General features: G+C 40.7%; 24 protein-coding genes and 1 riboswitch. Of the genes, 6 read left to right on the top strand and 18 right to left on the bottom strand.

Translation table 11 applies throughout. The annotated features are described in order from the left end of the window. Positions 1 to 11: 11 nt before the first annotated feature. From QM460_RS08755 to QM460_RS08765, 3 genes are read left to right on the top strand one after another with little or no spacing between them, the layout of a single operon-like run. Positions 12 to 554 carry a DUF3278 domain-containing protein gene (locus QM460_RS08755; RefSeq protein WP_414289859.1) on the top strand — a complete coding sequence of 181 codons (543 nt, stop codon included), beginning with the start codon at positions 12 to 14 and terminating at the stop codon, positions 552 to 554. A 10-nt stretch (positions 555 to 564) separates the two neighbouring features. Continuing rightward, a complete protein-coding gene (locus tag QM460_RS08760) occupies positions 565 to 906 on the top strand; it encodes a hypothetical protein (protein WP_414289860.1) in 342 nt (113 codons plus the stop codon). 12 nt (positions 907 to 918) lie between these two features. Beyond that, positions 919 to 1,458, top strand: coding sequence for a DUF3278 domain-containing protein (locus QM460_RS08765; protein WP_414289861.1), 540 nt, complete (start codon positions 919 to 921; stop codon positions 1,456 to 1,458). 74 nt (positions 1,459 to 1,532) lie between these two features. Here the strand turns inward: QM460_RS08765 and QM460_RS08770 are convergent, their stop codons facing one another. The 8 genes from QM460_RS08770 to zapA all read right to left on the bottom strand — a co-directional run bounded on the left by QM460_RS08770 (position 1,533) and on the right by zapA (position 11,161). Beyond that, on the bottom strand, positions 1,533 to 2,429 hold the full coding sequence (locus QM460_RS08770) for a TDT family transporter (RefSeq protein ID WP_414289862.1): 897 nt from the start codon (positions 2,427 to 2,429) through the stop codon (positions 1,533 to 1,535). Between the two features lie 108 nt (positions 2,430 to 2,537). Next, positions 2,538 to 3,602, bottom strand: coding sequence for an acyl-CoA dehydrogenase family protein (locus QM460_RS08775; protein ID WP_414289863.1), 1,065 nt, complete (start codon positions 3,600 to 3,602; stop codon positions 2,538 to 2,540). A 14-nt stretch (positions 3,603 to 3,616) separates the two neighbouring features. Further along, on the bottom strand, positions 3,617 to 4,165 hold the full coding sequence (locus QM460_RS08780; protein WP_045763587.1) for a carboxymuconolactone decarboxylase family protein: 549 nt from the start codon (positions 4,163 to 4,165) through the stop codon (positions 3,617 to 3,619). A 224-nt stretch (positions 4,166 to 4,389) separates the two neighbouring features. Further along, positions 4,390 to 5,568: a ryptide export MFS transporter gene (locus QM460_RS08785; protein ID WP_414289864.1), complete on the bottom strand. Its 1,179-nt coding sequence runs from the start codon at positions 5,566 to 5,568 to the stop codon at positions 4,390 to 4,392. A 498-nt stretch (positions 5,569 to 6,066) separates the two neighbouring features. Further along, positions 6,067 to 7,389, bottom strand: coding sequence for an alanine/glycine:cation symporter family protein (locus QM460_RS08790; protein WP_414289865.1), 1,323 nt, complete (start codon positions 7,387 to 7,389; stop codon positions 6,067 to 6,069). Positions 7,390 to 7,479: 90 nt separating this feature from the next. Next, a riboswitch (glycine riboswitch) is annotated at positions 7,480 to 7,568 on the bottom strand. A gap of 146 nt (positions 7,569 to 7,714) precedes the next feature. Next, positions 7,715 to 10,051: an endonuclease MutS2 gene (locus QM460_RS08795; protein WP_414289866.1), complete on the bottom strand. Its 2,337-nt coding sequence runs from the start codon at positions 10,049 to 10,051 to the stop codon at positions 7,715 to 7,717. Positions 10,052 to 10,313: 262 nt separating this feature from the next. Then, positions 10,314 to 10,862 (bottom strand): CvpA family protein, encoded by a 549-nt coding sequence (locus tag QM460_RS08800; RefSeq protein WP_414289867.1) that lies wholly within the window; start codon positions 10,860 to 10,862, stop codon positions 10,314 to 10,316. Beyond that, entirely contained in the window at positions 10,859 to 11,161 is a 303-nt protein-coding gene (zapA, locus tag QM460_RS08805; protein ID WP_000002025.1) for a cell division protein ZapA, read from the bottom strand. The genes QM460_RS08800 and zapA overlap by 4 nt, the downstream gene beginning before the upstream one ends. A gap of 86 nt (positions 11,162 to 11,247) precedes the next feature. Between zapA and rnhC the strand changes: the two genes are divergently transcribed. The 3 genes from rnhC to QM460_RS08820 all read left to right on the top strand — a co-directional run bounded on the left by rnhC (position 11,248) and on the right by QM460_RS08820 (position 15,216). Further along, the gene (rnhC, locus tag QM460_RS08810) at positions 11,248 to 12,129 is read left to right on the top strand and encodes a ribonuclease HIII (RefSeq protein WP_414289868.1); all 882 of its coding nucleotides are present in this window, start codon (positions 11,248 to 11,250) and stop codon (positions 12,127 to 12,129) included. A 3-nt stretch (positions 12,130 to 12,132) separates the two neighbouring features. Further along, entirely contained in the window at positions 12,133 to 12,744 is a 612-nt protein-coding gene (lepB, locus tag QM460_RS08815) for a signal peptidase I (RefSeq protein ID WP_414289869.1), read from the top strand. A gap of 105 nt (positions 12,745 to 12,849) precedes the next feature. Further along, positions 12,850 to 15,216 carry an ATP-dependent RecD-like DNA helicase gene (locus QM460_RS08820; protein ID WP_414289870.1) on the top strand — a complete coding sequence of 789 codons (2,367 nt, stop codon included), beginning with the start codon at positions 12,850 to 12,852 and terminating at the stop codon, positions 15,214 to 15,216. A gap of 46 nt (positions 15,217 to 15,262) precedes the next feature. Here the strand turns inward: QM460_RS08820 and tig are convergent, their stop codons facing one another. From tig to QM460_RS08870, 10 genes are all read right to left on the bottom strand, one after another. Further along, the gene (gene tig, locus QM460_RS08825; protein WP_414289871.1) at positions 15,263 to 16,546 is read right to left on the bottom strand and encodes a trigger factor; all 1,284 of its coding nucleotides are present in this window, start codon (positions 16,544 to 16,546) and stop codon (positions 15,263 to 15,265) included. Positions 16,547 to 16,629: 83 nt separating this feature from the next. Beyond that, entirely contained in the window at positions 16,630 to 17,295 is a 666-nt protein-coding gene (locus tag QM460_RS08830) for a DNA alkylation repair protein (RefSeq protein ID WP_414289872.1), read from the bottom strand. Then, positions 17,296 to 17,928 (bottom strand): response regulator, encoded by a 633-nt coding sequence (locus tag QM460_RS08835; protein ID WP_414289873.1) that lies wholly within the window; start codon positions 17,926 to 17,928, stop codon positions 17,296 to 17,298. It lies immediately after the preceding gene. A gap of 11 nt (positions 17,929 to 17,939) precedes the next feature. Further along, positions 17,940 to 18,938, bottom strand: a complete 999-nt coding sequence (locus QM460_RS08840) for a sensor histidine kinase (protein WP_414289874.1) — start codon at positions 18,936 to 18,938, stop codon at positions 17,940 to 17,942. Beyond that, positions 18,935 to 19,633, bottom strand: a complete 699-nt coding sequence (gene liaF, locus QM460_RS08845) for a cell wall-active antibiotics response protein LiaF (RefSeq protein WP_414289875.1) — start codon at positions 19,631 to 19,633, stop codon at positions 18,935 to 18,937. The genes QM460_RS08840 and liaF overlap by 4 nt, the downstream gene beginning before the upstream one ends. A gap of 94 nt (positions 19,634 to 19,727) precedes the next feature. Next, on the bottom strand, positions 19,728 to 20,729 hold the full coding sequence (fni, locus tag QM460_RS08850) for a type 2 isopentenyl-diphosphate Delta-isomerase (RefSeq protein ID WP_414289876.1): 1,002 nt from the start codon (positions 20,727 to 20,729) through the stop codon (positions 19,728 to 19,730). Next, positions 20,707 to 21,720, bottom strand: coding sequence for a phosphomevalonate kinase (locus QM460_RS08855; protein WP_414289877.1), 1,014 nt, complete (start codon positions 21,718 to 21,720; stop codon positions 20,707 to 20,709). The genes fni and QM460_RS08855 overlap by 23 nt, the downstream gene beginning before the upstream one ends. Further along, positions 21,707 to 22,660 (bottom strand): diphosphomevalonate decarboxylase, encoded by a 954-nt coding sequence (gene mvaD / locus QM460_RS08860; protein WP_414289878.1) that lies wholly within the window; start codon positions 22,658 to 22,660, stop codon positions 21,707 to 21,709. The genes QM460_RS08855 and mvaD overlap by 14 nt, the downstream gene beginning before the upstream one ends. Further along, entirely contained in the window at positions 22,642 to 23,520 is an 879-nt protein-coding gene (mvk, locus tag QM460_RS08865; RefSeq protein ID WP_414289879.1) for a mevalonate kinase, read from the bottom strand. The genes mvaD and mvk overlap by 19 nt, the downstream gene beginning before the upstream one ends. Before the next feature lie 123 nt (positions 23,521 to 23,643). After that, positions 23,644 to 24,558, bottom strand: coding sequence for an N-acetylmuramoyl-L-alanine amidase family protein (locus tag QM460_RS08870; protein WP_414289880.1), 915 nt, complete (start codon positions 24,556 to 24,558; stop codon positions 23,644 to 23,646). Positions 24,559 to 24,771: the final 213 nt, after the last annotated feature.

Consider the following 24,771-nt stretch of genomic DNA (forward strand, 5'->3'; position numbering starts at 1 on the left):
GGAGAAGAAAAATGAAAAAAGAACCCCTCAATGAAAAACTGATCAAACGCATCTATGGCATTTCAGGCCCCCTTGATGAACACAAACGGCGCGAAGCTGAGCACATCGGAAATAAAATCTTTATGATTCTCTTTTACCTCATGACTTTAGGCAATCTTATTCCCTTTGTCCTTGCTTTTAGGTATCCCCAAGTAGTCGCTTTTGGATATCCAATCATTATCTTTCTAATTTCCATGGTTTGTGCTTTCTATGTCACTACTCAAACTAAAAAAACTGGTATTGCTGCTATCGATCCTGATATGTTGAGCCAGAAGGAAAAGAAACAGTTACGTAATCCTGGACTTAAAGCTGGTCTTGGCTATGGAATAGCCATGTTGTTTGGAATGCCACTTCTCGATATCCTAATGGATGATAGCAAGAGCTATCTTACCTCTCTTCTGAATACCAGAGGTATCTTGTCAACTATCGTTGCAGCCTTCTTTTTCGGATTAACAGTACATATTGTCATCACTCTTCGTATTCAAAAAGCTAGAGAAGATCAAGACGACGATTAGGAGGAAACTTATGAAATCACTACAAACTTTAATTCTCAGTCATATTTTGATCAGTATCTTTATGACAGTTTTCCTAGTTTATGGCCAAATTACGCGTCCTTTTCTGATCATCTTCCTCTTAGCCCTTCCTGTCTTGAACAAAGGACAAAGATTTCAGAAAATCACATCAAAAAAAATACGCATCTTAAACGCATCTCTCTGCTTTATCCTCGTATCTTTCCCACAACTGTTAACGAATTCTATGGACTGGAGATATCTACTATTTCTAACCATCTGTATCGTTTTTAGTCTAGTCTACTTCTATACTCTCTATCAACTCTTTAAAGAAGCTAATCAAAAACAAGGTTATTAAGAGGTCACTACCATGAAAAAAGAAGACTTAACAACTCGCTTAGTTCGAAATTTCTTTCATATCCAAGGACCCTTTGATGAATGCCGCCAAGAGGTCATCTACAAGGCTTGCGCCCGTTCCATGGTCCAAATCTTTTACTCTTCCTTCTTCCTCTTCCTATTCTATCTGTTGTTTGGGCGCTTTATAGAGATAGTTCGAACGGCTATGCCCTATCTCTACTTCTTGATGATTTTTGCCCTCAGTCTCAAGGCAAGATATTCTACTAGAGGGCTCCACTTAGAAGATGATGATCAATCCGAGATCCCACAAATCACTTACAGCAAGCGCCAAATCAAGTTAAGAAGTTGGTTAGTTGGAACTAGCATCCCAACTCTCTACTTATTTATCCTATTTTCCAAAAAAGTACTTCTTGAAAATCACTCCATTACAGATTTCTTCTTGCAGTTTCTAGAACTCAAAATGATCGCATTTTTCCTACTAGTAGGACTCGGAGTAGGATCAATCTTCGGTACTATGACTTATTATTTTTTATCCGAACATGAAGAGCAGTAGGAGAAAGCTGAACTAATTGATTGTTTCTATGCTCGACAACAAACCCCTAACACTTCTCAGTGCTAGGGGCTTTTTTAGTTTCTTAAATACCGCATATATTCTACTAATACATAGACAAGAATCGTTAAACAAATGATAATCTCTAACCAAACGAGAAAGTTAAGGACTGGAAACTGCAGAATGCCTTGGGCCATTTTCAATGAAGTTGCAGTGATGATAGTTGGGAAGGTTAGGGCTGAAAAAGCTGGTTGAAATCCCTGTTTTAAAATCCGTGGCAAACGACTGAGGACAAAGAAAAAGAAAGTCTGTGAGGCAAGGATCATGACTAGCAAAATCCAGCCATGAAGAGCTGAACCTCCGATTCGAACGAGTGCTGCTAACAGTAGAGAAAAGGGAGCACAATAGATTCCTTCTTGCCCCAGTAAAGCCCGTGGCAATGGATTACTTTTCAAATCCTGATAAATCAGAGGATAAAGGTAAAGGGTTAAGGTAAAGCCAAAAATCCAAGCGCCATAGGCAATCTCGACTATGCCCACGACTGGGTAGGTCAAGCTTGCTACTGCTATCCCTACATAGAGAACTGTCCAACTTGGCGTTGCGCTCGTTCTTGGTTTAGTCTGCACATAATTTTTAGTGAAGTAGATGATTAAACCTACATCTAGAAGAAAAGCAAACCACCAGAGAGCTTGCGCTATGATACTCATACTCGCAGGTAAGATTCGCAGTAAGTAGGTTGATAAAATCATCCCTGCCATGGGAAAGGTTGCCATTCCCGATAATAGCGGAGCTTTCTTAAGTTCTTGCTGGCTTTCTTGCCAATCACTAAGATGACTGTATAAAAAATAAAACCATAAAATTAAGCCTGACAAACTAAAGACGTGCGATAATAGTGGAAAAATATCCAATATGAGATTGCCTGCTCCAGCCAATCCCAATAAGCACCCTGAAAAGGCCAAGGGGAGTTTTTTCATGTGAACCTCCAATAGTCATGTTATTATCAGTATAGCATAAAAGCGCTTAAATGAAGTATTAAAAAACGAAGTTTAAAAAGATAAACCTCGTTTTTATTTTCTTTATTTTTAGTTTGTCGCTAAAATATGTCGCAATTGAACTGCACTAGGAGAAACAATTGGTAAAAAGGCACCTTCATTCCAACGACGTATGAAACCGGATGTCGATTTACTAAAGTATCCTCTACCGCCACCAGCTTGTAGTTCTAATAAGAGACTTTGGGCAACGACATCAACAATATCGATTCGTAACTGGAATAGTTCACGCGGATTTTTAACGAAATAGGACTCTTCAGATAATCCCTGATAGAGAGAATGTCGAATAGCATCTAACTGTTCGACCTGATGCTGCCATTCTTCTTTCAAGACACCTCGTTTCCCCAATTCTTTTTCGACTTCTGAGAGTGAACGTTCAGCTAATCCAAAGGCTAGGCCAAATTGGTAGCCTAAAAAGGCTGGACGATTTTGCGCTAAAAATTGATGAGCATCCTTGGATAGAATCCACTCTTCCTTTAAAGGTACCTTGTTAAAAGTCAGGGCTGCTGTATTCCCTCCTTGGAGAGAGACAAATTCCAAATCTTCGGAACGACTAAAGTTTTCTGCGTCCGATGGTACGGCTACTACATAACTTGTACTCGGATCATCTGCAAATCCTGCTACAAAAATAGTGAGGAAGCGATCCTTACGAGCATTGGTCACCCAAGGAAGTCGGCCTTTTAGGTAATAATTCCCATTTTCTTCAAGGATACGAACATTTAGTTCCTCTAAGTCAGATAGATACTTGACCGCATTAGATAAGGCCGTAGCACCTGCATATTTTCCTGATAAGAGTTTTTCCAAGTAAACTTCTTTGAAATAAGCATTGTCAGTATGTAGAATATTATCTATTAAAGTTCGTTGCCCCCATGAGATAAAGGAGGCTGTTAAGGAATGTTGAGCGAGTTCAGCAAGGAGATTGATAACATCTTGGTCGTTTCCACCTAGCCCTCCAAGAACTTTGGGAACCCCTACACGAAAGGCGCCTTCTGCAGCAATTTTTTCAATTAACTCTTCTCCAGCTTGACATGATTTTTTGTCAATTTCATCAGCGTGCTGATCTAACCAGCTTAAAAATTCTTCTGAAAAAAATCCCATACTCTGCCCTCCTCTTATGCATAAGGTTGTAATTCTGGATTAATCGGTGTGTTAGCTAGGTTGTTGGCATAGTTACAAAGACTTGCTAGACTGACACCGAGAACAACATCCAAGGCATTTTCTTGTGTATAGCCTGCTTCAAGAAATTCTCCAAGAGCTTCATCTCCTACGCGCCCTTTGGTATTGATAACTGCCAAGGTGAACTTAGCTAGGGTATCCAGCTTAGGATCGCTTTCGATTGGAGTACGATTGCGAAGGGCTTGAAGTAGGTCATCGTTCATCTGGATTTGCTTGATAGAAAAGGCTGTATGGCCAGCGACGCAGAAGGCACAACCGTTAGTTACGGCTGCAGTGATTTGTACCACTTCGCGCTCTACAGGTGTTAGACTATTGCGACGGTTAATAGCTCCAACAGTGCGATAAGCCTCTAGGGCTGTAGGGGCATTGGCCAAAAGACCGATAAGATTTGGGATATAACCATTGTTGTCCTTTTGTACCGTTTCAAGAACTTCTTTCACTTCTGCTGGTGCTGATTCTACTGTGTGGATAGTAAATGTTGTCATAAGGGGACCTCTTTTCGTTTTGTAATTGAATGGTTTCTGCGAAAATCTTTCGAAATCTCATCAGCCTATTGAACAAATCCTTGTCTTGATTGATGACTCATTAGCTTTTCGTTGACAATAAGTCTAACACAGAATCTATACCTTGCATAATATATATTTTAAATAGCACTGATAAAAAATTTTTATGAAAACAAAAAATCACACCAGATGTGTGATCATAACTGTTAATTTATCTGATGCTTGTTTCTTAAAACTAAGATGGACTCTACTAGCAAACAGCATATAGCCAAGCTAAAGCCAGTAAATACTCCAAAATATTCTGTGATAAAACTCATTAGAAAAACAGAGGCAGAAAAGGCCAATGTAGAGACAACTTCAATAACGGAGTAAACATTCACAAGTTCCTTCTCATCAACCGATTCCTGTAAAAATACACTCTCAGAAACTTCCTTGATTTGAGATAGAAAACCAATTATTAGAGATAGGAATAGAAAAGCAGGTGGATTTGGAAATAACACTATCAACAGAGTTACTAGTGCTGTAGCTAACAAAGAAAAGGTCATAGTTTGATATTTATAGGTAACAACTTTCTCTGCTAAACGAAAGACAATTGCTCCTCCCAAGATAATCCCCAAGGAATAGGCTGTATTGACGTAGCCCCAATAGCTTTCTGACCGATGTAAAATCTCAGTCACAAACACAAGTAAAACAGAAGATACCCAGATAGCATTGGCTAGAATTTCTAAAAGATTGGCTTGGACAATAAAGCCTAATCTTGATTCTTTAGCCACCAATCGCCAACCTTTTGTTAGTGTCTCAAGACTTGTTTCGGAGGACACCTCTTCTTTTTCGACTAGTGGCAAACCAAACATCAAAATCGTCGAAATTGTAAACAAGGCTAACACAATGAGTAGGCTAGGATTCATTCCCAGACTTGCAAATAAGAAGCCTCCTAAGCCCCAACCAACTAGCTGTACACTTTCGCCACTCATAGAAATGGCTGCATTCGCTTTAGCTAAATCTCTCGCATAGCGTGGAACAATCGCATAGGAAACAGGTGCTGCAAAACCATCCAAAATGGAGATTAAGGTAACAATAGCATATAAAAGAGGAATAGAAATAGTTTCAGATTGCTTGAGTAGAAAAAACAAAATCGCTAGCAGAATTGTCTTACCAAATTGAGTCAAGAAAAGAACATGATTTAAAGCTAATCTCTTCGTTACTAATGGAACTAAGAAACTGGCTAAAAAGGAGGATAGACCTATCAGAATTGGCACTAGGGAGGTTGAAATGACCGAACCAGATAAGACAAAAACATTCGCAATCACAATGACTCTAAAAAAGACATCTGCTAGATTCGCTATCCCCTGTGAAGTCACTAATTTTCGAATATCTTTTGACATAAACACCTCCAGTTTATTTCTCTTTCGCACATAGATGAAACAAGACATATCAGACTAATACTCTTCGAAAATCAAATTCAAACCACGTCAGCTTCGCCTTGCCGTACTCAAGTACAGCCTGCGGCTCGCTTCCTAGTTTGCTCTTTGATTTTCATTGAGTATAAAAACAGATTTATGCTGACTATTATACACTAAATAAAAGTGCAAATAAAGTATATCATTAAAGAGGTACTCTTGAATTTCATTCATCTTATGACATAATACTCTTCGAAAATCTCTTCAAACCGCGTCAACGTCGCCTTGCCGTATATATGTTACTGACTTCCTCAGTTCTATCCACAACCTCAAAGCAGTGCTTTGAGCAACCTGCGGCTAGTTTCCTAGTTTGCTCTTTGATTTTCATTGAGTATAAAATAAAAGACTAGCTCTAGTAGTGAAAAACTAGCATCTCACAAACAGATGCTAGTCTTATCTATAAATGGTAATATCAATCTTACATTATTTACCAAAATACTTCTTAGTCTCAGCGATAACGACTGGTGATAAGGCTAAGAGGGCAATCAAGTTTGGTAGAGCCATGAGGGCATTAACAATATCCGCAATGACCCAGACCATATCCAGCTCGATAAATCCTCCCAGCAAGACCATGAGTACAAAGACCACACGATAAAGCCAGATAAAGCGAACGCCAAAGAGAAATTCAAAACAACGCTCTCCGTAATAGTTCCATCCCAAAATCGTAGTAAAGGCAAAGAGTACCAAAAAGATTGTTAGAAGAACAGGTCCAAAGAAAGAAAATACTGTAGAAAAAGCTGACTGAGTTAGAGCAACACCATCTAAATTACCATTCCAAACCCCAGTCACCAAGATTGTCAAACCAGTCAAGGTACAGATGATCAAGGTATCAATAAAGGTCCCTGTCATGGAAATTAAACCTTGCTCCACCGGTTCGTTGGTCTTAGCTGCCGCAGCCGCAATGGGTGCTGAACCCAAGCCAGATTCATTCGAGAAGACCCCACGCGCCACACCATTTTGAATAGCCATCCGAACACTAGCTCCTGCAAATCCTCCCACTGCAGCTATGGGACTAAAAGCTGATGTGAGGACCAGTGAAAGTGTTGCCGGTACTTTATCGATATTAAAGAAAATAACTGTCAAGGTTCCCAAGATATAGACAATAGCCATAAAGGGAACAACTGTAGTTGACACCTTTGAAATGGACTTAAGCCCACCAAAGACTGCGATCCCTACGAAAATAGATAAAACAATTGCAGTAATTGTCGGATCAATACTAGCCGTATTTTGCACGGATTCTGTAATGGAATTCACCTGGGTAAAAGTACCAATCCCTAAAAGTGCAACTAGTACTCCAGCTACAGCAAAGAAGATTGCAAGAGGGCGCCATTTTTCGCCCATCCCTAGAAGGATATAATGCATCGGTCCTCCTGCTACCGCACCATGATCATCCTTGGTTCGATATTTGATAGCAAGTAGTCCTTCTGCATACTTGGTTGCCATCCCAAAGAAAGCAGCCACCCACATCCAAAAAAGAGCTCCTGGGCCACCGACCTTGATAGCCGTTGCCACCCCGATAATATTTCCTGTACCAACAGTTGCTGCTAGGGCTGTACACAAGGCAGCAAAGCTCGAAACATCACCATGTCCTTTATCCTTGGTAAAAATAAGCTGGAAAGCCTTAGGAAGACGCAAGATTTGTAAGAGTCCTAAACGAAGAGTTAAATATATTCCTGTACCAACCAATAAGATCAAAAGGGGTGGTCCCCATACTAGAGCATCTAGCTCTTTTAGCAAATTTAACATCCTTTTCTCCTATCTATTCAACCCCAAAAGAAAGAGCACATGTTAAAAACATGTACTCTGGAATGCATCGATAAATGCCAAAAAGCGCTCTATCATTGCTCTGTCCTTTTACCTGAGAGTTTGAGCAGTTGCCTGCCTTGCCCCTTCGGTGCCTTTACGGTCTCTCCAGAGTTCCGTCCATTTACAGTCATGAAAAATCAAACGATTTTCCACTTCTATTAAACTTCATTCGGTGTTGTATTTAATTTTTATTTATTTTACAAGAAAATTTAGCTCTTGTCAATTATTTTCAGAAAATTTTATTATAATTTTCATTCGTTTCGCTTTATCCCTTAAAGGTTACAATGGTTGCGCCAGATCCGCCTGCATTTTGTGGTGCATAGCCAAAGCTCTTGACCTGTTTATTTCTTTGTAGGTACTTAGTTACCCCTTCACGGATGACTCCTGTACCGATACCATGGATGATATCCACTTGAGCCATATTGTTGAGCAGGGCTTGGTCGATAAAGGCATCCAAGGCTTCCATAGCTTCCTCGTAGCGTTTGCCACGAAGGTCTAGTCGAGCTTGTGGACCTTTTCCTGCTGCACGTTTGACGACGTTAACTTGTTTCTTCTTGACTGGCGCTTCTTTCTGGGCTTGAACCAAGTCAAACTCTTTTTCCTCGAGGGTCATCTTGATCAAGCCAACCTGTGCTTCCCAACGTCCATCCTTGAGTTGATTGGTCAAGGTACCACGTTGACCATAGCTTAAAACGATAATATCATCTCCAACTTTTGGAGCTCGTTTTTTCTTTGCCTTCTGAAGAACCTTGTTTTTAGAAAGGTCAACTTTTTCAGGGGCTAATTTTTTGAGTTTAGCCTTGGCTTCGATAATCTCATGTGGTTTTAGTTGAGATTTACTGTGAAGATTTTTAAGTATATCATCACTCTCAGCTAGTGCTAAGTCAACAATCTCAGCAGCTTGCTCACGCGCCTTATTGAGTTCTGTTTCCTTTTCACGATTGAGCTCGTTATAGAGTTTTTTAAGCGCACGGTTCATCTTGAGGTTTTCTTGCTCGACTTGGCGAATATTCTCAAGACGTTTCCGGCTTTCAAGTGTTTGTTCTTCCAATTGCTCAATGATGCGATTGACATCATTGTCTTGATTAATCTGCTTGCTGGCATCACCTACGATGACATCTGACAAGCCTAGACGTTTGGCAATTTCAAAGGCATTGCTTCGACCTGGAACTCCCTGCATAAAGCGATAGGTTGGGCGCAGGCTGGCTGTATCAAACTCCATACTAGCATTTTGAACATAGGCCGTTTCAATACCATAGGCTTTAAGTTCAGGATAGTGAGTGGTTGCCATAGTCTTGACCTGACGCAGACGTAAGTCTTCTAGGATAGACATGGCAAGAGCAGCCCCTTCTTGGGGATCTGTACCAGCACCAAGCTCATCTAATAGCAAGAGCGAGTTTTGGTTGACCTTACCCAGAATATCGACGATGTTGGTCATGTGACTAGAGAAGGTTGAGAGACTTTGTTCGATGGATTGTTCATCTCCAATATCTGCGAATATCTCCTCAAAAATCCCTACACGACTACCTTTATCAGCTAAAATTGGTAGACCAGACTGGGCCATCAACTGGGTCAAACCTAAGGTCTTGAGCATAATGGTCTTACCACCTGTATTAGGACCCGTGATGACGATAGCTGTTAATTCTTTTCCAAAGTGCACATCATTTGCGACTGCATTTTTTACAAGAGGATGACGAACGTGAAGAAGTTGAATCTCCTGTCCCTCAGACACTTGAGGTACTACTGCCTCCGTCTCTTGGATAAAGCGAACCTTAGCACGAATCAGGTCCAAATGTCCGATAATCCAAGCATCATTGGCGATTTCAGCTGCGTGTGGTCTTACTCGTTCAGAGAGTTCTTGGAGGATACGCAGCATCTCATAACGTTCATCTGCACGAAGACTTGCGATTTCTTCACTTAGCTTAACTACTTCACGAGGTTCGATATAAACAGTGTTACCGCTGGCAGAAATATCATGTACTACACCAGCAATCTTATTACGATAGGTGTTTTTAACTGGAAGAACTTGGCGACCATTTCTACTTGCGATGATACCTTCAGTCAGCATCTGAGCTTTTTGTTTGAGAAGGTCTTGCAGGACATCACGGACTTGACTTTCACTATCATGGATTTTTCGACGGATTCGTGCCAAATCCTCACTAGCAAAGTTCTCAATAAATCCAGCTTCGTTGATGGCTTGTAGATTTCCCTGTAAATGTGGAAAATCATGAAGTTTCTCAAACCAGTTAGCTAGGTGGTCTAAACGTACATTTTCAAGATTGTCATAAAAATTCTGCAATTCACGACTGGCAAAGATGACACGTTTGAGAAGGAGAAATTCCTCGATATTGAGGTCAGCACCCATCTCCAAACGTTTGGAGGTCGCTGCAATATCTTTTGTTGCAGAAATGCTGAAATGAGGATGTTCGACAAAGAGTTCTTGCATTTCCTTCATCTCTGCAAAAGCTTGCTTAATCTTGTCTCCTTTATCAGTCGGAGCAAGTTCTTTCAACTGCTCTAGTCCTTGCTCGGTCAAAAGATGAGGCTCAAATAAAGCCTTGACCTTATTAAATTCTAACGTTTCTAGTATCTTTTTATTCATTTTCTTTTCCTTCGTAATGAGCGAACAATTTTTAAAATTCTCACTCTTTTCAAAAAGGCTCCTAAACTATTGATACTCAATGAAAATCAGAGAGCAAACTAGGAAGCTAGCCGTAGGTTGCTCAAAGCACTGCTTTGAGGTTATAGATAAGACTGACGAAGTCAGTCACATATATAATCCAAGGCGAAGCTGACGTGGTTTGAAGAGATTTCCGAAGAGTATGAAATTGTAAACAAAAGGCTAGGAATAGTTCCCGCCCTTTTTATCCGATTATTTTGGTTACCCAGAGTTGTTTAATCACATGACTAGTGATTGGAACACTCTTGATAATATGTTTAGCTACAAAACTGTTTTCAAGTGAATTTTGAACAATTTGTAAAGGAACAGTCGCAAGAATGGTCAGTATCATCTGGAGGACAAACAAGGTCACAACCACTGATAAAACTCCTGCACCTATACGGAAATATTGACCCGCTAGCTTTTTAGTCGGTAGAAGATTAAGAAAGAGACCCAGCAAACGACCAATGCAATAAAATATAGTAAAGGCTAAGAGGTAACCAAGACCTGCATAAAAGACTTTGTCCAGCTGGAAAAGTTGATTTGACGGGAAAAAGAAGGTACCCTGCCCTTGCTGTGGACTTGCATATGGGATCAACAAATCAAATTGTTTCCCTAAAGATTGATAAAAATTTCCTGCAAGAAGAGCTGAAATCACAGTTGCTACAAAATAATAAATCTGTAGAACTAATCCTCTACGGTAACCGATATAAAAGCTCCATGCAAGAACCAATAAGAGAAGGACGGAAATCATAGCGAATCCTCAATTTTGCTCTGTTCTTGTTTTGCTGCTACAACCTGATGACGGAGAGCTTCTAATTCTTGCTCCTTATCATCAAATTCAATCTCACGACTGAGTTGAGTTGACAAGCTATTGACTGCTAATAAAATAGCGATTGTCTCATCATCCGCTCCAGGCATTTGTTCTTTGATTGCTTCATATTTTTCTGTTGCGACCTTGGCAATTTCCTCCATAAAGAGGTTATCATGCTCAGTTGTTAGGGTCAATGTTTTTTTGCCGAATGTAAACTTGTATCGATTTAAATTTGCCATAAAATTCACCTCACGATATTATACCAAATTTCACTAAGTTTGTCAGTTTTTACCAATTCTACAGCTTTTATGGTACAATAAGAACTATGGCAAGTATTACATTAACCCCGAGTGAAAAGGAAATCCAAGCCTTTGTTCAGCAATATGAACAGGCACTGACTCCTAGTAAAAATCCTTATATTCGCTACTTTTTGAAGCTTCCCCAAGCTAGTGTTTCTATCTACACTTCTGGAAAAGTCTTGCTTCAGGGAGAAATGGCTGAAAACTATGCCAGTTTTTTTGGTTATCAGGTCAGTCAAGGAACTAGCGGACAAAATTTCCCCTTGATTGGAACAGATGAGGTGGGGAATGGTTCCTACTTCGGTGGTCTGGCTGTAGTAGCATCCTTTGTGACTCCTGACCAACATGACTTCCTACGAAAACTAGGTGTAGGGGATTCTAAGACTCTGACAGACCAAAAGATTCGTCAGCTTGCCCCTCTGCTTAAGGAGAGAATCCAGCACCAAGCGCTGCTTCTTTCTCCAAGTAAGTATAATGAAGTCATTGGGGAGCGCTACAATGCCGTTTCCGTAAAGGTAGCTCTGCACAATCAAGCGATTTTTCTCCTCCTCCAAAAGGGAGTCCAGCCAGAAAAGATTGTGATCGATGCTTTTACGAGTACTCAAAACTATGAGAAGTACTTAAAAAATGAAGCCAATCATTTTTCTAATCCAGTCAGCCTAGAGGAAAAAGCTGAGGGTAAGTACTTGGCTGTCGCAGTAAGTTCTATCATTGCGCGTGATCTCTTTCTAGAAAATCTCGAAAATCTGGGTAGAGAACTTGGTTATCAACTTCCAAGCGGGGCTGGAACAGCTTCTGATAAGGTAGCTAGCCAAATCCTTCGTGCTTATGGTAGGCAGGGACTCAACTTCTGCGCCAAACTACACTTTAAAAATACTGAAAAAGCAAAAAAACTGCTAGAAAGGTAAATTATGAAATATTTAAAATCGTTTTTAAAAGAGTGGAGTTTTATCCTCATTATCACTCTTATCGCCCTTAGTCGTCTCTTTCTCTGGAGGAATGTCAGTGTAGAAGGACATTCAATGGATCCTACCTTGGCAGATGGAGAAGTCCTCTTTGTGGTTAAACATCTCCCAATCAATCGTTTTGATATTGTGGTTGCTCATGAAGACGATGGGAACAAGGATATCGTTAAACGGGTCATTGGTATGCCAGGAGATACCATTCGTTATGACAACGATAAACTCTATATTAACGGTCAAGAAACTGACGAGCCCTATTTAGCCGAATACCTTAAGCGTTTCAAGGAAGATAAACTCCAAAGCACTTATACTGGAACTGGTTGGGACGGCAAAAAGGGCGAATACTTTAGAACCATTGCCCAAAAGGCTCAGGCCTTTACCCTAGATGTTAATTACAACACTAGCTTCACCTTCACTGTTCCAGAAGGAGAATACCTCCTACTGGGTGATGACCGTCTGGTATCTAGCGACAGTCGACACGTTGGTACCTTTAAGGCAAAAGATATCATCGGAGAAGCAAAATTCCGCTTCTGGCCACTCAATCGTATCGGAACATTTTAAAAACTAAACTAGGAAGAGGCCGAGAATTTCCCATCTCAGCCTCTTCTCATTCTATTTTGACTAAATCTGGGATAAATTTTCTCAGACACTATTGTAAGGAATTTTATGGAAGTTTATTTTTCAGGCACCATTGAACGCATTATTTTTGAAAATGTCAGCAATTTTTTCCGTATTTTACTCCTAGATATTGAGGATACCAATGCTGAAGACTTTGATGATTATGAAATCATTGTCACAGGTACCATGGCTGATATCATTGAAGGAGAGGAATACACCTTTTGGGGACAAATTGTCCAACACTCCAAGTATGGGGAACAGTTACAAATGACTCGCTATGAGAGAGCCAAGCCGACTAGTAAGGGCTTGGTCAAGTATTTCTCCAGTAGCCATTTTAAGGGAATTGGACTCAAAACAGCCCAGAAAATTGTGGATATTTACGGAGATAACACTATTGACAAAATCTTAGAAAATCCAGACAAACTCCAGTCTATCTCTGGACTCTCTGCTAAAAACCGTGAGGCCTTTGTCTCAACTCTTCGTCTTAATTACGGAACAGAGATGGTCTTAGCCAAACTGGCTAATTACGGCATCCCAAATAAACTAGCCTTCCAGATTCAAGACTTTTACAAGGAAGAAACGCTAGAGATTGTCGAGAATTATCCCTATCAACTGGTTGAGGATATCAAGGGCTTGGGATTTACCATTGCTGACCAACTGGCCCAAGAATTGGGAATTGAGAGTCAAGCTCCCGAGCGCTTCCGTGCTGGTCTCGTCCATAGTCTCTTTCAAGGTTGCATGGAAACAGGAGATACCTATATGGAAGCTAGAGACTTGTTGGAGCAAACCCTCAACCTTCTTGAATCCTCCCGTCCAGTCGAACTAGAGCCGAGTCAAGTTGCCCAAGAGCTTGCTTATCTGATTGAAGAAGATAAGGTCCAGCAGATTGATACCAAAATCTTTGATAATAGCCTCTTTTTTGCAGAAGAAGGGATTCGCAGCCATCTCATCAGAATCCTCGAAAAAGGACAGAGTAAAAAACAGGATCTAGAGACTATTCAAGACCATATCACAACTGTTGAGGAAGAACTGGGGATTGAGTATGATAGTATTCAAAAACAGGCCATCTGCGATGCTATCCAGAACAAGGTCTTTATCCTTACAGGTGGACCTGGTACAGGTAAGACTACTGTTATCAACGGCATTATCGCTGTCTATGCTCTCTTAGAAGGACTGGATCTCAAGAAAAAGAGCAATCTGCCCATTCTCCTAGCTGCTCCCACTGGTCGCGCGGCTCGTCGCATGAATGAATTGACAGGTCTACCTAGTGCAACTATTCACCGCCACTTGGGTATGACTGGGGACGACGATACCAGCCATCTGGAAGATTATCTGGATGCTGATTTTATCATCGTAGATGAGTTCTCTATGGTGGATACTTGGTTAGCTAACCAGCTCTTCTCCAATATCTCCTCTAACAGTAAAATCCTTATCGTTGGTGATAGCGATCAGTTACCTTCTGTCAGTCCTGGTCAAGTCCTAGCAGATTTACTCCAGATACCAACCATACCTCAAACACGTTTGGAAAGAATCTACCGTCAGAGCGAAGAATCGACCATCGTCACTCTTGCAAGTCAGATTCGTCAAGGAATATTGCCTGCAGATTTTACCCAGAAAAAAGCAGATCGCTCCTACTTTGAAATTGCTAGTAACCATATCCCTGCTAGCATTGAAAAAATCCTAGGTGCTGCTATCAGAAGTGGCATCCCTGCTCGTGATATTCAAGTTCTTGCCCCTATGTACCGTGGAACTGCTGGTATTGATGCCATCAACCAGCTCATGCAAGACCTACTCAATCCTCCACAAAAAGACCAGCTTAGCTTTGAAGTTCCTCAGTGTCACTATCGAACAGGAGATAAGGTTATCCACCTAGTCAACGATGCAGAGGTCAATGTTTTTAATGGAGACTTAGGCTATATCACAGACTTGATTCCAGGAAAATACACTGAATCCAAGCAAGATGAAATTATGATTGATTTTGACGGCAATGAGGTCTCCTATCCTCGAAATGAATGGTACAAGATTCGCTTAGCCTATGCCATGAGTATCCATAAGTCTCAAGGTAGCGAGTTTCCTGTTGTTATCCTGCCTATCACCAGTGCAAGCAAGCGCATGTTGGAACGTAATCTCATCTATACGGCCATCACCCGTGCTAAAAGTAAGCTCATTTTACTAGGTGAATTACAGGCCTTTGATTATGCAACCCAACACATCGGAACAGCTCGTAAAACCTATCTAATTGAACGTTTCAGCGACTTAATAGAATCAACTGATAAAACTGGTAAATCAGCTACTGAAGCTGCACCAGTTACAGATACTGAACAATCCTACATTCTAACCGAAGACAACTGGTCTAATATTCCAGCCATGATTGGGATTACTGAAGAAGACCTGCAAGAATTTTTCAGAAAATAAAGCATAAGAAAACCCACCGATTCGGTGGGCTTTTATCTTGTAAAGATTATTTTACTGTTGCAGTGCTTGTGATCAATTCAACAGCTTTTTTCACTGCGATATCGTGTTTCAACATTTCAGCTGAAAGCAAGCTTTGTACTTGTGCAACTTCCATGTTGTAATCTGCAGCCAATTGCTCGATTTCTTTTTGGATTTCTTCTTCAGTAGCGTCAAATCCTTCAGCTTTCGCAACTGCTTCGATAACAAGGTTAGTCTTAGTACGTGACTCAGCTTCTGCTTCGTATTGTTTGTGAAGGTCTTCTTGAGTAGTTCCAGTGATTTGGAAGTACATGTCAGGGTTAATACCTTGACGTTGCAAGTTTCCAAGGAATTCATTTACTGAACGGTGAACCTCTTCGTGGATCATTTCTTCTGGAAGTTCTACGATTTCAGCATTTTCAACTGCTTTATCGATTGCTGCACCTTCAACTGCATCCTTGTATGCTTCTTCTTTAGCAGCAGCCAATTCATTGCGGTATTTTTCTTTCAATTCAGCAAGAGTTTCAACTTCTTCATCGATGTCTTTTGCAAGTTCATCGTCAAGAGCTGGAACTTCTTTAGCTTTTACTTCGTGGATAGTTGTTACGAATTTAGCTTCTTTACCAGCAAGGTCTTCAGCTTGGTAGTCTTCTGGGAATGTTACGATAACATCAACAGTTTCACCAGCTGAGTGACCTACCAATTGGTCTTCGAAACCAGGGATGAATTGACCTGAACCAAGTCCAAGTGAGAAGTTTTCACCTTTTCCGCCATCAAATTCAACACCGTCGATAGAACCAACGAAGTCGATGACAACAGTGTCGCCGTTTTCAACAGCAGCTTCTTTGATCACCAATTCTGCCAAGTTGTTGCGTTCACGTTCGATGCGTTCTTCAACGTCAGCATCTGTTACTTCTTTTTCTACATCTACTGATACTTCAAGGTTTTTGTAGTCACCCAATTTAACTTCTGGTTTTGTAACAACTTCAGCAGTGATAATCCAGTCTTGACCTTTTTCCATTGAAGTTACGTCAATTTTTGGTTGTGCAACTACTTCAAGACCAGCTTCTTTTACAGCTGCTTCATAAGCGTTTGGCAAAAGAGCGTTCATAACGTCTTGGTAAAGTGACTCTTCACCAAATTTTTGGTCGAAGATAGGACGTGGAAGATGACCTTTACGGAAACCAGGAACGTTAAGAGATTTCTTTACTGAGTTAAATACACGATCCAATTCTGGTTTGATTTGGTCTTGAGAGATAGTGAAAGTCAAGACACCACGGTTTGTTTCTTTGTTTTCAAATGATACAGACATTCTGTCATTTCTCCTTAAAATTTTTTTAAATACAGTCTATTATATCATATACTAGTAACTTTTTTCAAGTCAGAACCGAGTTTTCAGGCTTGCTTGAGATACTTGCTTGCTTCTTTGATACTAAGTTCAGCCATTCTTTCCTTGTTTTTTTCGATGAAACTTGCTACCCATTCTGGATTAGTCTTAGAGTAGTCTCTTAGAGCCCAGCCGATGGCTTTATTGATAAAAAATTCTGTCTGGTCCAGATTGTTTAGTAGGATTTTTTCCATCAGTCGGACATTCGTTTTTTCTTTTCTTAATAACTGGTGATCGATAGCGACTCGTCTCAGCCAGATATTGTCTGATAGGCTCCATTGGAGGATTATTTTCTCCAGTTCTGGCTTGTCATACACCAAACTCCCTACTACTCGATCTAGAATATCTATCGTATCCCACCAAGACTTGGTCACGACCAGACGCTCAAGCTTAGGCAAATCGCTCTCTGTTAGATAAGATTGCATAGCTTTCAAATAGTTGGCCCCCACATACTGGTATTCTCTTGGCTCCTTTTCCCAACAAGTGTCCACAAAATCCCAATCGATGATCTTTGTTTTTTTCTCGCTTGGAAAGTATTTTCTATAGAGCGCATTTCTTTCAGGTGCCGCAATACCTAGAAAGGAAAATTGCTGGCGCATATAGGCTTCCATAGGCCCTGCCTTTTTCGGATCTTTTGCCGCTTCTAGCTCCACAAGTAAATCTGCTAAACTCATCTAAAAATCCTCATGGCCTACCAAGTGATGCTGAAAGGCATAGACTGCTGCTTGGGTGCGGTCGCTAACCTGAAGTTTAGCAAGGATGTTTGAAACATGAGTTTTTACAGTTTTGAGGGAGATAAACAATTCATCTGCGATCCGCTGATTTTCATAACCCTTAGCAATTAGTTGAAGGACATCCCGTTCACGCGCAGTCAAGTCTTCATGAAGTTCAATATGATTACGGTTGTATTCTACCTTCTTACTCACCTCTTGTTCAATAGCTAGCTCTCCAGCCGCTACCTTACGAACAGCGTGTAGCAACTCATCTGCGCTTGAAGTCTTAAGCATATAGCCTTTAGCTCCAGCATTCAAGACTGGCATGATTTTTTCATTGTCAAGATAAGAGGTCACAATCAAGATTTTAGCCTCTGGCCATTCTCTGAGAATAGCTAGTGTCGCGTCAATCCCATTGACTTCAGGCATGACAATATCCATGACAATCACATCTGGACGAAGCTCTAAGGCCATGGAAATCCCTTCCGCACCATTGGTTGCTTCTCCTACAACCTCTACATCATCTTGTAATTCAAAATAACTTTTTAAACCCAGACGCACCATTTGGTGGTCATCTACCAATAATAGTTTCATCTTACTTCCTCTTATCTATCCAAATCAAGCAAGGGAATGCGGATATCCACTGCCAAACCTTGCTTGGGAGCTGTTAATAATTGTATAGTCCCAGCCATATCTTCCACTCGTTCTTTAATATTGCGTAAACCATAGCTTAATTCATCAACATCATCTAGCTGAAAACCACGACCATTGTCTGCTAGCTTCAACTGTAATTCCGTTTCCGTTTGATAAAGGTAAACATCTAGACAGGAAGCTTGTGCATGCCGAAGGGTATTACTAATCAATTCTTGGACAATTCGAAAGACATGCTCCTCAATCTTTTTAGGTAGTTCGTATACCTGATATTTAAAGCTGACTTTGAGCTCACTTTTTTCTTCTAGCTCTTTGAGAAGTAGCTGAATCCCCTCCACCAAGCTTTTTTGTTCCAGTTCAATTGGTCGTAAATGCAAAAGAAGAATGCGCAAGTCTCTTTGAGCTGTCTCTAAAATGGCAGTCACACTTTGGAGTTGTGTTTGCATCTTCTCTCTGTCTAATTTGGAAGCTTGTTGGCTGAGCCCCGATAAAATCATATGAGCAGCAAAAATTTCTTGACTAACCGTATCATGCAAGTCACGTGCGATTCGCTTGCGCTCCTTTTCAACAATTTCTTCTTCTTTGACCAAGGCCTGATTGTCTGCTTTTTGAATAGCTTCTGTCAACAAACCAAGCTTTCCTGACAAGTTTCTAAAACTTGCGTCTAAGTCAGCTTCTCCCAGACTTTCAATATCTTTGCCAGCTAGCAGACGTTTGAGATTTGCTTGGATTCTTCTCTTTGAAATTTCGTCAACAATTGTCCAGAATAGGACTAATAAAAAGGCTAGGGCAAAACTAAACATCAGGGCTAGAAAAAGGACTTTTTCTGTCTTTTCTAAATCTTGAAAGAGAGAAGTCCACTCTAAATCCAGAACCTTAAAAATGCTTCGAAATAGAAAAGCAACAAATAGAAATGAGGTGAGACCGATTAAAATATAAGGTTGTTTTTTCATCCTCGCACCACCTCAACATCTCCAACCATAGTTGTCAAAAGAATCTTAACACTCTTAGGACTCTTGAGATAATCCTTGGTTTCTTGATGAAATTGCTCATTGCGCAAAGCTCGCTTAGGCTGGTCAAAGAAGGTTAAATCTCCGTACAGAGAATTGACACTGAGGCTGACTTCTACATCCACTGGTACAATAATTCTGGTTGTTCCGACTAGTTTTCTCAAGATGATGACATTATCATGATTGCTCAAAATCACGTGCTCTAGATGAATGGTATCCTTCCCCATGAGACGAAAAAGATTGATATCATCAAAGCGGCAAGTCTGGTAGCTTGAGAAGTGATGGAGATTTCCAAACCAGCGATTTTTCTCCCTCTTTACCGTCACTACTTCTTCAAAAATCAGATTGGTATCTTCTTTTTCTTGGTTCATCATAGGATAAAGCAAGAACAGGCTGTATATCAAGGCCACAAAGATAGCCATAATAACAAAAGGATTGAGCATGATGATAAAGAAAAATAGGATGCTCACTGCCACTAATATGAGGTTATTTCCCTGTCTTCCAGTATAGTATCGAATCAGCAGTAAAAACAAGAGCAATATCAGCAGAAAACGGGAAAAATGCTCTGATACCATCATAATCAGAGCTCCTGTTAATAAACAAGCTTCAATAAATAGAAAAATTTGAAATTTTCGCATGTATCCGTCCTCTCTATTTTATTGTATCACAAAACCAAAAAGTCACATCAGTCTGAGGAATGATAAAGAGACCGGGACCAAAATCCCGACCTCCTTATAGTTGATCTTTTGCTTCTTTTAATTTTCCGTAAAGGAGATAGTCGACCTCTTGCAAATCCTCAATTCTTTTACAATTAAGGGCACACATAATCAAGCGTAGGTCTTCTTTCCAACCTTCAACAATAGAAATAACGACATCAACTGAGTAATTCTCAACCAGCTCTAACATGGTGCGTGATAGTCCAACCGCCTTGGCTCCAAAGACCAAGCATTTGATGATGTCTAGTGGATTGCGCACCCCTCCGCTAACCAAAAGCTCCATCTTATCTTTCCAGTCTTGGGCATTGATAAGAGCCTGCATGGTCGATTGCCCCCAATCATTGAGGTAGTCCCGTTGACCACTACGACGATTTTCGATATAGGCAAAGCTAGTTCCCCCACGACCAGACAAATCAACCGTACGTATCCCCATCTCGTATGCCTTAGAAATGGTCTTCACATCCATACCAAAGCCGACCTCTTTTAAAACAAGGGGCACAGAGATTTGATCAGCATAATCTTTCAGATTGCTTTGCCACAATCTAAATTGACGCTCACCTTCTGGCATGAGCAATTCCTGCATAACATTCACATGAACTTGCAAGAGAAGAGGATTCATCTCTTTCACTGTTTGTAATCCTAGTTCTACAGGTTTATCCAAGCCAATATTTGTTCCAAGAAGGAGGTCAGGATGATTTGACTTCACGGAAAAAGAATCATCTGATGGATCCTTAAGTGCAGCGCTGTAAGAACCTGTCACAAATAAAATCCCACAAGCATCTGCCACCTGAGCCAATTTTTGATTGATTTCTCTGCCCTTGTCACTACCGCCTGTCATAGCATTTATATAAAAAGGAAAGTCCCATTTGCGACCTGCAAATTCTGTCGAAAGATCAATCTCATCTAAGTCATATAAGGGTAGTGAGGAGTGGATTAACTCCACCTCATCAAAACTATTATAAGAACTTTTTTGTTCAAGGGCATAGCGGATGTGCTCATCCTTCCGATTCGTCGTCATGTCCTATCCTTTCTTGATACAAGAGCTCAATCCCTAGATTAGCCCAGCGTTTTTTCAGTAATGTAGTCGAATCTTGGTCAAAACTGAGAGCAATCCCACAGTCTCCACCACCAGCACCACTACTTTTTGCAACAGCTTTTAAGTCTTGGCTAGCATTTTTTAATTGCCTGAGCGAAGGTGTATAAATATCTGAACTCAAGCCTTTTAAAAGCAGACTAGCCTGATTTAGCAAGTCAATGATTTTATCTTCTTGACCCGCCTCTAAAGCCTTTACCAAGTTAGTTACTGTTTCTTTCGAAGCCTGCAAGAAGCTAGCGTTCATATTGTTCTTGATTTGCTTGACCATATGACTAGACACCGCTACTTCCTTGGTCCAACCTACCAGAAAATCAAAGTCCAAGGCCGGTTCAACACTCCTAATAGAAAAGCCCCAATCACGTGCTAATACAGTTGGCAAGTCTTCTTTTTCTAGCCATTCTGCCACTTTCTCACGGTCAAAAGACTGATAGAGGACCAGGTCTTCTGAAACGATACAGGCAATATCACCCATGGAACCATTATCTCCACGTTTGAGAAGTACAGCACTCGCCAGTTTAAACAAAAAGTCTCTTTCAACAGGTCTTTCATAGAAAGCAAGCATAGCCTTGATGACCAAGACAACTACACTACCACTAGAGCCCAGACCAAACTTCTTGCCCTCACGCTCCATTTTCCCGCGAATATCTATGGAAAAAGGACGCAAGTCAACTCCCTGGGAAGTCAGATATTCCTCCACCAAGGCAACTGTTTCTTGAATCAAGGCATAAGAAGAATCTGGTCGCAAGTCTACACTATAGGAAAACATATCTGAGTAGAGTCGATAAACTTCCGAAGACTCAATCTCAGCCGTCATATAGATGGGAATAGCTTTTATTAGTGCCAACTGTCCTGGTTCTAAAATGGCATACTCCCCAGCCCAATAGAGCTTCCCACAAGTCTTAACAATCGTCATCTTGGCTCAAGTCCTTTGTTTTTGATACGATTAAGCGATAGCGTTGACCTAAGAGTTCTGATAGATGTTCCAAGTCTTTTTCTAAACAAAGAACCTTGACATTAGGGCCCGCATCCATGGTGAAGTAACAATTCTCACCTTGTTTACGTAGCTGACGAACGAAATCCATAGCCTCATAACTCGCATCTGTCAGATAAGAGAAGGATGGAGTTGCGGTCTTTGTCGTCGCATGCATAGCCAATGCATTCTTCTCTGTCAGTTCTCCAACTTTTTTAAAGTCATTTTCCTTGAGGTAAATTAGCATATCCTTGTAGTCTTGCTCAGACTGACGAATCCAGTCCTCAAATGTTGTTGAAGTTTCCACGCAGAGTTTCATGCCATCCCGACTAGAGATTGGTTTTTTCTGGTCTTCCAAGACCAACATAATCATAGCTAGCTTCAAGTCAGTTTCGACAGGATAGATTTCTCCACTATCCTTATCCCAAGCTGCTATCGGTCCATAAAAACTACGAGATGAAGAACCAGATGCGAACTTAGCTTCCAAGGCTAATTCTTTACGATCTAGCCCTAATTGGAAGTAAGCATTGCAGGCTTTAACTAGGGCAGACAAACCACTAGAACTTGAAGAAAGACCTGCAGCTGTTGGCATATTGTTCTTGGTATCGATACGAACAAAACCTGCTCCTTCAGGACGGTAGCGGTCAATGATTTTACCCATCTTGACATGCTCAGCTTCGTTTTGCAACTGACCATTGATGTAGAAAGCATCCGAGCTTGCATCTGCTGGTAAAGGAGAAAGTGTTGTCTCCGTATACATATTTTCTAAGGTTAGAGAAATACTGCTAGTTGCAGGAACCATCTCTTTTTCTGCTTTCTTCCCCCAATATTTGATAATGGCAATATTGGCATAGGAACGTACTGTTACAGGCTTTCGATCCATGTCTGAACAGCTCCTTTCTCTTCTAATCTTTCTGCTAGTTCTTGCGCTTGGCTCTCATTAGCAACCAAGGCGATGATGCAGCCTCCTAGACCACCACCACTCATCTTGGCACCTAAAGCGCCGTGTTCAAGAGCAGTTTCAACCAAGGCATCCGCCTCAGGGCTACTAACTCCGATTTCTTTTAGATTTCCATGAGCTTTGGTTAGAATTTCTCCCAGCTTCATGGCATCTTTTGTTTGAATAGTTTTTTCTGCTTCTTGGGTCAACTCTCCTAGTGCATGCAAGAATGGTAAGGCATCCTTGCCCTTGCTCTGCACGACTTGGATAGCTTCACGAGTATGCCCATAGACTCCTGTATCTGCAATAACCAGATAAGCTGATAAATCCATGGTTAATTCTTCAAAACCAACATTCTTGATAAAACGGATAGGTTGGTCACTAAGACAGGTCTTGGCATCCAAACCACTAGGATTCATATGGGCAATCATCTCCGCCCGATTGACCAAAATCTCTAACACATCATGTGGAAGTTCTGCTTTGTAATAATCAAATACTGCACGAATGGCCGCAATACTTATAGCTGCTGAAGATCCCATCCCCCGTTTTTCAGGAATAGCCGAGTCAATTTGACAACGGATGCAAGCATCCTGGATATTTAAATACTCGAGAGAAGCATAAACTGCCATGGACAAGGTATCCTCTTCAAAAAGACGCCATGGTGTCGCTGCTGGAACCACCCAACAAGTCACTTCAACCTCTAAAAGAGGTAAAGAGATGGCTGGGTAGCCATAAACCACCGCATGCTCTCCGATTAAAATAATTTTACTATGTGCCTGACCGACACCAACTTCTTTTGTCATTTAATCCTACTATCAGATGAAAATCATCTGTTTCTAGATAAAATTTTAGAACTTTATTCCTTTCTATTTTATTATATTTTCACAAAAAAAGCGATTGTTTCCTTTCACAATCGCTTGTTTTCATTATTGTACCCACTCACCATTATAGTTGACCTGGTAGCCACCTACTGTGGTATTTACAGCTAAGGCACCTGAACTATAGGCATAGTACCATTTACCATTAACTTGGAACCAGCCTGTCACCATAGCTCCTGACGAACGAAGATAATACCAAGTATTATCGACATAAATCCAGCCCGTTTTCATATCACCGTTTTGAGCATCTAAATAATACCAAGTTGAACCATCTAGATACCAATCTGTCGCCATAGCTCCTGATGAACGGAGATAGTACCACTTGTTACCAAGATACTGCCAACCAGTTTGCATTGTAGCAGTTGTTGGATCAAGATAGTACCAAGTTGAATTGTCGTTAATCCAACCACGTGCGAGCTCCCCAACAGTCAATCTGTTGATGCGGGAATAAAAGCCACCATCCTTCTGTAAATAATACCAGTGCCCCTCGTCATATACCCAACCAGTTTTTAAAGTGTGATAGCTACGCTGATCTTCAAAATAATAGACTCGTTTCTCTGCTGGACTATCATATTGTTCCCCATGATGTTTGTTGGTATTTGTAGCAGTTTTTGCTTCTAAAACTTGCTTACCAACAAATTCTTGTAGTACCCCATCTTGACCAAAGTAAAACCAATCTGGTCTAAAAGCAACATCTTGCCTTATAGAAGAACCAATCGTAACCCCTTCGTGTGGAGCAGGTATATATTGCCAGCCGACAACCATCTCTCCAGATAAAGGATCAAAATAATAGTACTTACCATCAATCACTCGCCAGTAGGTTTCTTTGAGTTCCCCCTTCTTGTAGTAGGTTCTACCATTTTCTTGGACAAATTGCCAACCTTCTGAATCAGCATCATCCGCGAATACTGTACTTGTAGCTAACAGACCAAAGAAGAAGACTGCAAGTCCAGCTTGCATCATTTTTTTAAAAATTTCATTCTTGTTTCCTCCAAAATGATTGTAGCAAAGATTAAATCATATGTCAACATTTCAACGACTTCAAAAAAAGGGCTCTATAATATTTGTAGTGGGTAAATCCCCTATGGATCTTATGGAGCCTATTTTTGTGTAGAAAAAAAGTCCCATAAGATCTATAATGAAAAGCGACCAAACCATCATTAGAAAGAATCATAT

Source organism: Streptococcus infantis, assembly GCF_047464415.1.
GTDB classification, from domain to species: Bacteria; Bacillota; Bacilli; order Lactobacillales; family Streptococcaceae; genus Streptococcus; species Streptococcus infantis_AE.